Source organism: Novipirellula herctigrandis (assembly GCA_007859835.1).
GTDB lineage: Bacteria > Planctomycetota > Planctomycetia > Pirellulales > Pirellulaceae > Novipirellula_A > Novipirellula_A herctigrandis.
The window spans coordinates 6,757,182-6,765,126 of sequence record SJPJ01000001.1; the positions used below are offsets into that span (position 1 = coordinate 6,757,182).

Sequence of the window (7,945 nt, forward strand, 5' to 3'; positions counted from 1 at the left end):
GGACCTTTAGATTTATTTGTGCCCCACAAGATCCATCCTAGTATCTTCCCGATTCATCCCGCCGCTTCCCTGCAATCAGATTCCGCTTCGTGTCCCTTCGTGGACTTCGTGGCAGAAAATACTCGCACCATTCGCCACGAATTTCCAGAAATGGCATACACTATCGATAGTGTTCGTTTGATCAACTCTCGGCCGAGAAGATGGGGACTCTGAAATGCCTGAGATTTTATTCAAAGAGGAAAGCTATCGAATCATAGGTGCTTGTATGGAGGTCCATACCGAAATGGGCTCGGGGTTCCTCGAGGCGGTCTACCAAGAATGCTTGGAGTACGAGTTTTCCGATCGCCAAATACCATACTCACCCCAGAATCAACTCCAGCTACGATTCAAGTCACGGACGCTCCGGTCCGTCTACATCCCTGATTTTGTTTGTTTCCAAAAAATCATCATCGAGATTAAGGGGACCAGCGACCTTAACGACAAGTTTCGTGCTCAGATGATCAATTATCTCAAAGCAACCGAAATGAAGCTTGGGTTGCTAGTAAATTTCGGACGCCACGGAAAGCTCCAATACGAACGGATTGTACTGTGACCGAAAAATCTTCACGTCCGAGCTGTGTATGTTGCCACGAATTACACGAATCTGCACGAAGTTAAGGGGTTAGCCGCAGTGGGATTGGATACATTTGCATCCGCCAAGTCCATCCTTACTTCCTGGTTCATTGCTCTGCTTCCCTGCAATTACATTCCGCTTCGTGTCCCTTCGTGCCCTTCGTGGCAAGAAACTTTGTGGCAGCTGATTTGCCACGAATTACACGAATCTGCACGAAGTTAAGGGGTTAGCCGCAGTGGGTTGGATACATTTGCATCCGCCAAGTCCATCCTTACTTCCTGGTTCATTGCTCTGCTTCCCTGCAATTACATTCCGCTTCCTGCTCTTCGTGGCAAGAAACTTTGTGGCAGCTGATTTGCCACGAATTACACGAATCTGCACGAAGTTAAGGGGGTAGCCGCAGTGGGTTGGATACATTTGCATCCGCCAAGTCCATCCTTACTTCCTGGTTCATTGCTCTGCTTCCCTGCAATCACATTCCGCTTCGTGTCCGTTCGTGCCCTTCGTGGCAGAAAATGAAGAACGCAGTTTAAACCCATTTGCAACGAAATAGACAAGTTCCCATTCTGTCGATTCGTGGCCCCCCCCCCTGAAGGCAACCGTCCCAATAGCGACGACCCGTTCGGCCCTCCCAATCGGACCCAATGGACAGTAGACTACCCGCACTTCTCAAAAATCGATTGTCAGATTCGGTCGCCCAAACCATAATTTCCGCAAGGGTTAACACTCGTTTGCCCTATGCGGAAGTCGCAGAGACTTTCGGTCATCACAAAGGAAGACACTCGGATCGTCCTTGGCAGAGGCTCCCTTAACGCTTCTCCATTTGGGCATGCCCGTGTCACCCACGTGGACGAAGTCCGCGCCGACCGAACAGAACGAGCCATGAATAAGACGGATTTACGCGTAGAGTGAAGAGTTAGGTGTGCTCGCAAGAGCATGGTCTCGGTCGTCCCTGCGTCTTGTACCAGCAACCGACCGTCACTGCCGATTACCAAGATTCCTATTCGTGAAGCTTCGTGTCCTTCGAAGCAAACCATCGACCGATCTAAAACTAGCTCCATTACCTAGATTTACACAATGAATTCCAAAGACTCTCTTATCGGCATCGTTGGCCTTGGCTATGTCGGATTGCCGCTCGGACTGCAATTCGCCCGTAGTGGTGTTAACGTCCTCGGATTGGACATCGACTCATCTAAAGTTGACTCGATCAACGCGGGCAAATCCTACATTCACCATATCGATGCTGAATCGATCGCAGCACAGCTTGACGCCGGTCGACTCACCGCGTCAACCGATTTCTCGCGAGTCGCCGAGTGCGAAGCGGTTCTGATCTGTGTCCCCAGTCCGTTGAATAAAAACCGCGAACCCGATATCTCGTACATCCTAAAAACGGGCGAAGCGATCGCGCCGCACTTGAAACCTGGAACTCTGGTCGTGCTCGAATCGACCACCTACCCTGGCACCACCGACGAAGACCTTCGCGCGGTGTTGGAAGCAGGGTCCGGCATGACCGCCGGCAAGGATTTCCATCTGGCGTTTTCACCCGAACGGGAAGACCCCGGCAACCCTGACTCGTTGGTCGCGAAGATTCCCAAGGTCGTCGGCGGACTGACTCCCGCATGTTTAGAAAAAACGCAAGCGTTATATGGTCAAGCGGTTGAGAAGGTTGTGCCAGTGAGCAGTTGCCGCGCAGCCGAGGCGACGAAGTTACTTGAGAACATTTTCCGCAGTGTCAACATCGCCTTGGTCAACGAACTCAAAGTTGTCTACGATGCGATGGACATCGACGTTTGGGAAGTGATCGAAGCTGCCAAGACGAAACCATTTGGCTACATGCCGTTTTATCCTGGACCCGGGCTTGGCGGTCACTGCATCCCGATCGACCCGTTCTACCTGACATGGAAAGCCAGAGAATACGGCCAAGCGACCCGCTTCATTGAACTCGCCGGCGAGATTAACACGTCGATGCCCCAGCACGTCGTGAACAAAGTTGCCGAAGCACTCAACGGAGTCAAAAAGCCGCTCAACGGCAGCAAGATCCTATTGGTAGGACTAGCGTACAAAGCCAACGTCGACGACGACCGCGAGTCACCAACCTACGTGCTGATGGATTTACTCTCCGCCGCCGGAGCCGAAGTGTCGTACTTCGACCCCTACGTCCCCGTCATCCGCCCGACGCGAGAGCACGCACATTGGGAAGGCAAGAAGAGTGTCGCGTGGGACAAGGAAACGATCGCCAGTTTCGACGCCGCGATCATCTCAACCGCCCACGCCAACGTCGACCACCAGCAACTCGTCGATTGGTCCAAGCTAGTGATCGACACAAGAAACGCAACGGTGAACTGCAGAGACAGAGAAACCGTCGTCAAGGCGTAGAGACTAGCCACTAGTTTCTACCTACTCCCTTTTTAGCTGACGCCTGATCGCTGCCTCCAATAAATGCAAACTCCAGTCTTGAACCGAAAGCAAAGGCGCCTGAATCCTTTGGTTTTTTCCTCAAAACACCCTCACTCTTAGTGCAACATCGCTGATCCGATTTGTTTTCTCATCTTCCTGCCAACTGCCACGCGATAATCGATAGATGAGAACTGATTCCCCTTGCAACCACTCCACTCTAACCTCGAATTGACCAACTCGCTTCGTACTGCAAACGTTTCGCTCGAAACATCGGCTATGCCAGTCAAACTGATATTCGCTTAGAACGGTCAACGGAAAACTTGGAACGGACTACTGTCATCCAAGAGGACAAAGTCCGCGCCGACGGCAGCGAGCAAAAAGGTGTCAGCGGAAAAACAACAGCTGTTAGGAAGAAGGCGAAGGCCTCGGCATACAAATATTCCTCCCCCACGCCATGCACTTTCGTTTGGTATGCCACATGCTCGGTCTTGATGTCGACTGATTTCAGCCACAGATCGACACGAGTAGCAAGGATAGAAACCCTCAACCACTCATGTGTTCTGTCGTGCTGCGAACAGAGAACTGTCAAATGCGAACAGATCGCTTAAGCATGCTCGCTTGGATTTTATCAAAGATAAAAATATGAAGTCCGAGTTGTTTTCTGCTGGTCTGATTGTAGGGGTGGGGCGATTCCTGTCCCAGATGATTTCATCGCTTCGGATTGTTTGCGTCGCTTGGATTCTCGCACCAGATTCCGTCGGCGTGTTCGGATTCGCCGCGGGTATAATGACACTTGTTCAGGTATGCTCTGAAACAGGTATGCGAAGTGCGCTCATTCAACGGAAGGGGGACGTCTCCGAGTATATATCGACGGTATGGGTTGGCCAGATATTCAGAGGGATAATGATCGCCTTGTTGATCTTATCAACAGCACCTTTGTTTGCTGCGTTCTATGAACGACCCGAGTTGAAGAGGATACTATTTGCGTTGGCGTTTGTCCCAATCATTCAAGGATTTGAAAATGTAGGTTTGATTCTGCAAGAGCGTGATCTGCGTTTTGGAAGAATCGTAATCATTGATTTCTTAGTAAGTGCCATCGACCTAGCAACTACTCTCTCCATTGCATTGATTTATCCCACTCCCTTTGCTTTAGTGGCTGGGCAACTGGTTCGCGCAATCTTTCGCGTGTTGGCTGGGTTTTTCGCTGAGAGGCGAAGACCAGCGTTCAAATTTGACTGGATCAAGTTTAAATCACTGTATGCTTACGGTTTCTGGATTTTTTTCTCTACCATTATTGGGTTCGTGCTTATACGAGGAAGCGATTTTTATATCGGTAAAAAATTGGGGTTCACGGAACTGGGTGTCTTTCAGGTTGCATACACGTTGGCATGTGTTCCGTTGGTACAATTGATGACAATTGTTAACCGAGTGACATTCCCCGCACTCAGTCGTCTGCAGACTGACAAGGCATCCTATGCAAACGCGTTTGGCAAACTATTTTGGGCGACAAACCTCTTGGTTTGCGCGACCGTCATCTTTTTCTCGCTCACAGCTGACGTAATCACAAAGTACCTATTCAGTGATAAGTACTCTGAAATTGCTGAGCTACTACCAGTACTTGCAATTTGGGGTGGTTGCCGTGCTTTGGGTGGTATGAACTCGGGTGCCTTGAATGCGTTTGGCGTACCAAAGTATTCAGTTGTCTTTCAGTTGGTAATGACAGCTGTCTTAATGATCTTGATTGTTCCACTAACAAATTATTTTGGGATAATGGGGGCTGCCTATTCATTGGCGATCGCTGGCATTGTGGGGCAATTGTCGCGTTACTCTCTTATACATCAAGTTCTTGGAGTCTCGTACCGGCAACTTTTTCGAATTGTGTTTGTTCCCATCCTTTTGGCGACAACGATCCTTGTCGGGACTGATTCGATGATTACTCTGTTGCCTGATGGGGATTTCGTGATTCGATCGATCGTTTCTACAATGACTGCGCTTGCCTCCTTCTTCCTGGCTATGTGTTTTCTTGATCGATATTTTCAATACGACGTTATCGCTTCCACCATGGAGCAGGCGAAAGCTAGGTTGATGGTTTTTCGTAGTGCGGCAACATAGGTTCATGCCAACGTACTCGCTTCGATGTATACTCAAGAATATAGTTCGATTCAACATTCTCCGTTCTAACCAGTAAAACACGCAAAATTAACTTGTTAACCTCAAAGCACAACAGTCATTCGGACATGGGAAATCCACGCTTCGCGATGTTTAAGCAGGAATGAATAAGGCAAGAGCATCTTGCTATTTGTATTCCCCAATTCGAAATCTTCCCGTCAGCCCGATTTGCCACTTCGCCCAAAACACCGGATCGGCACAGGAAAGCAATTGAGCTCTTTCTTTCTAACATGGGCGGGGACATGATCCCCTATGTCGCTTTCAATTCAAACTGTCGGGCTTATACAATTTGCGAATGGCTACGTTGCAGATATCAACGCGATTGCTTCAATGAGATTTAGATGAAACTCCTTGCTCGAAAATTGATCTGATCAGAGATGATTCGACGACATATAAAAAAACGCTTTGGACCAATTGTCTTTAGAATAATCTATCGAATTGAGCGGATTTGCGTGCGATGGACTTTTCTAAGCAATTTGTATTTTTGTTTCGATCGAAGTTTTGAACGCGAGCACGCAAGCGTTTTGGCTGGACGGATACGGTATCAATTTGGGGACTCACTCAGTGAGGAGGGGCATCTCTACCGGCTTAGAAGAAATACGCACCGCTTGGAAAAAGGCCTCGTCTCTCGACCTCGCAAGCCAGTGTTTGCAAAAGAGTATATTGCAGAGACGGTTGTGTCTTTCATCAAGTTGCAGGGTTGCGAATTGCATGCTGGCCTTGATATCTCGGCAACATTGCAATGGGCCTCCGACGTACTAAGTCAATATTTCTTGGCAACTGAAAATGGCAACGATAGCGAGATTGCGTTGCAGCGTGAGTTGTTTGAGAAAGTTCCTTCGGTTAATGCTCGCAACGATCAGTTAAAAGCTCCCAAAAAGCGAGACTTAACGCCCTTATCATTTAACGTTGAAGACATGCTTCAACTTGCGATTCGACGACGAAGTATACGCTGGTATCAAGATAGAAAGGTATGCCGCAAGTCAATTGACCGAGCTGTTGAAATTGCCGGATATTCACCAAGCGCCTGTAATCGCCAACCGTTTGAGTTTAGGGTTTTCGATGATTCAGATTTGATCACTCGTTTGAGTAGTATCCCCTTGGGAACGCGTGGATTTAGTCATCAATTCCCGGTTTTTATAGTCGTGATTGGAAAATTGCGTGCGTATCCGTTGGCCAGAGATCGGCACGTTATTTATATTGATGCTTCTTTAGCAGCAATGGCACTTGAATTCGCCTTAGAACTTCAAGGAATCTCAACCTGTTCAATAAACTGGCCGGATATCAAAGATTTAGAGCGAAAAATGGCAGAAGAGATCGGACTTGAACCAGATGAGAGGATCGTAATGTGCATTTCAGCGGGCTATCCTGATCCCGATGGGCTTGTTCCGTATTCTCAGAAGAAATCGATCGAAGAACTTCGGAGTTACAACCAACTGTGATCATCGAGGTATTTGGAGGTGGTTTTGGTAACAAGGGTGCTGAGCTAATGCTGCGCACTGTGGTTGCGCGATTGCGCTTGCATGCTCCAGAGCTGCAAGTCGCTGTGACCCCGAATTCGCTAAAAGACTATTCAGAAAGAGCCAAACTTGGTCTCTTGCAAGTCTTTCCATCAACATTAATGGGCAGCAAATGGGCCCGCCATCTGGCTAATCGATCCAAGATTGCTCGCTCAATAGCTAACGCCCATGCCAAGTTTAGTGTAAGTGAAAGAACACGACGGATTTATGGGCTCGTGCGGCGGGAAGAGTGTGACGGGTATCTAGATATATCCGGCTATGCCTATGGAGACAGTTTTAGCTTCCGCAAGACGTTGTTCGCGGCAGAGCGAACAAAGGAGTATGCGAAACGCGGTAAGCCGGTGATTTACCTCCCGCAAATGTTTGGACCATTCAATAACGCAGCTAACAGAGATGCTTTTGTACGGTGTTGCGCCAGTGCAACGCTGATCTATGCTCGCGAACAAGAGTCCTTTCGGAATGTTGAAAATATTGTTGGTAACGACAAACGGTTGCTGGTAGCACCAGACATCACGATTGCATGCCAAGTTCTTGAGAGTGACAATTCAATGCCAATGCAAGGGCGTTATGGTTGCATTATTCCAAATGAAAAAATGATCGACCAAGGGAAAGAAGAATGGGGCAATTTGTACTTGGATCGGCTGAAAATTGCTGCACAAACCATGTTGGCGGAAGGCGTCTTGCCGGTTGTTGTTCTGCATTCTGGTGATCGTGGTGATTTGACCTTGGCGAATGATTTGAAGTCTAGCCTAGTAGGGGCGATTCCGGGAGGAAGTTTACTAGACTTTACTGCTACGGACCCCATTGCTTTGAAGGCCTTTATTGCAGGGTCAACGCTGGTTGTTGGCTCTCGTTTTCATAGTCTGGTAGCTGCGCTTTCCTCAGGAGTTCCGGCCATCTCGATGGGCTGGGCACACAAATACCAGTATTTGGCAGAGGATTTTGGTGTTCCGGAATTTGTTCACAAAGCCAAGGATGGTTCCATTGCTTTGCAACTCCTGGTTGCAAACCTATGTGATCCTGTTGAGAACCAAAATGCTCGTCATGTTTTATACAATAGACGCGTTCCGATGCTTGAGACAATTGAGGGTATGTGGGAAAATGTTGTTAGGGAATTACATATTGGATGAGGCTGGCTTGCTAGGATTGTGAGAATGGAGGTGAAGTCCAGGGTGGACGCACACTAAGTCGTTGGTATGCCAAGGACTTTGGCAAGGAACTCGGGGTTCCATCCGGCCATGCGTCG

At 48.6% G+C, this 7,945-nt stretch carries 5 protein-coding genes; all 5 read left to right on the forward strand.

Annotation, left to right across the window (positions count from 1 at the left end):
- The first annotated feature begins 214 nt into the window (after positions 1-214).
- Positions 215-592, forward strand: coding sequence for a GxxExxY protein (locus CA13_RS24815; protein WP_146401275.1), 378 nt, complete (start codon positions 215-217; stop codon positions 590-592).
- 1,098 nt (positions 593-1,690) lie between these two features.
- On the forward strand, positions 1,691-2,989 hold the full coding sequence (locus CA13_RS24820; RefSeq protein WP_419194775.1) for a nucleotide sugar dehydrogenase: 1,299 nt from the start codon (positions 1,691-1,693) through the stop codon (positions 2,987-2,989).
- Between the two features lie 639 nt (positions 2,990-3,628).
- On the forward strand, positions 3,629-5,122 hold the full coding sequence (locus CA13_RS24825) for an oligosaccharide flippase family protein (RefSeq protein WP_146401277.1): 1,494 nt from the start codon (positions 3,629-3,631) through the stop codon (positions 5,120-5,122).
- A 665-nt stretch (positions 5,123-5,787) separates the two neighbouring features.
- Entirely contained in the window at positions 5,788-6,621 is an 834-nt protein-coding gene (locus CA13_RS24830; protein ID WP_419194776.1) for a nitroreductase family protein, read from the forward strand.
- On the forward strand, positions 6,618-7,829 hold the full coding sequence (locus tag CA13_RS24835) for a polysaccharide pyruvyl transferase family protein (protein ID WP_146401281.1): 1,212 nt from the start codon (positions 6,618-6,620) through the stop codon (positions 7,827-7,829). The genes CA13_RS24830 and CA13_RS24835 overlap by 4 nt, the downstream gene beginning before the upstream one ends.
- The last annotated feature ends 116 nt before the right edge of the window (positions 7,830-7,945 follow it).